Source organism: Catenulispora yoronensis (assembly GCF_039531695.1).
In the GTDB taxonomy this organism is placed as follows: Bacteria; Actinomycetota; Actinomycetes; order Streptomycetales; family Catenulisporaceae; genus Catenulispora; species Catenulispora yoronensis.
Map to the genome: position 1 here is coordinate 1 of NZ_BAAAQN010000144.1, position 1231 is coordinate 1231.

Annotated in this window: 1 protein-coding gene; it reads right to left on the reverse strand. The window is 64.2% G+C overall.

Annotated elements, in window-relative coordinates; genetic code table 11:
- Positions 1-1231: F0F1 ATP synthase subunit alpha (gene atpA, locus ABD481_RS46395; protein WP_344672319.1), on the reverse strand; the 1231-nt coding region annotated here is incomplete at both ends.

Below are 1231 nucleotides of genomic sequence, written 5' to 3' on the forward strand. Positions count from 1 at the left end.
TCGAAGCTGCGCTTGAAGGTCGCGACGGCGTCCTTGAACGCCACCACCGTGTCATCGGCCAGCTGACCGGTCTCACGGATACTGGCCAGCACACCGGCATGATCGGTCTTCAGGAAGGAGATGAACTCCTTCTCGAACCGCCGCACATCAGCCACCGGCACATCATCGATGCTGCCCGAAGACCCGATCCAGATCGCGGCCACCTGCTCCTCGACCGGATACGGCTCGTACTGACCCTGCTTGAGAATCTCCACCATCCGCTGCCCACGCGCCAACTGCGCCTTGGACGCGTCATCCAAGTCCGAGGCGAAAGCCGCGAACGCCTCCAGGTCACGGAACTGCGCCAAGTCCACACGCAGCGAACCGGACACCGAACGCATCGCCCGCACCTGCGCCGAACCACCCACCCGCGACACCGACGTACCCACGTTGATCGCCGGACGGACACCAGAGTTGAACAGGTCCGTCTCGAAGAAACACTGACCATCGGTGATCGAGATGACGTTGGTCGGAATGAACGCCGAGATGTCGTTGGCCTTCGTCTCGATCACCGGCAGACCGGTCATCGACCCGGCACCCATCTCATCGCTGAGCTTCGCGCAACGCTCCAGCAAACGGGAGTGCAGGTAGAACACGTCACCCGGATACGCCTCACGCCCCGGCGGACGGCGCAACAGCAGCGACATCGAACGGTACGCCTCAGCCTGCTTGGACAGGTCGTCGAAGACGATCAGCACATGCTTGCCCGCGTACATCCAGTGCTGCCCGATCGCCGAACCGGTGTACGGCGCCAGGTACTTGAACCCGGCCGGGTCCGAGGCCGGAGCGGCCACGATCGTGGTGTACTTCATCGCACCGGCCTCCTCCAACGCGCCCTTCACAGCCGCGATGGTGGAACCCTTCTGCCCGATCGCCACATAAATGCAGCGGACCTGCTTGCTGGGGTCACCGGACTCCCAGTTCTGCTTCTGGTTGATGATCGTGTCCACGGCCACCGCGGTCTTGCCGGTCTGCCGGTCACCGATGATCAGCTGCCGCTGGCCCCGACCGATCGGGGTCATCGAGTCGATGGCCTTGATCCCGGTCTGCAACGGCTCCTTCACCGACTGCCGCGCCATCACACCGGGAGCCTGCAACTCCAGGATGCGCGTGCCCTCGGCCTCGACCGGACCCAGACCGTCGATCGGCTCACCCAGCGGGTTCACCACCCGGCCCAGGAAGTTGTCACCGA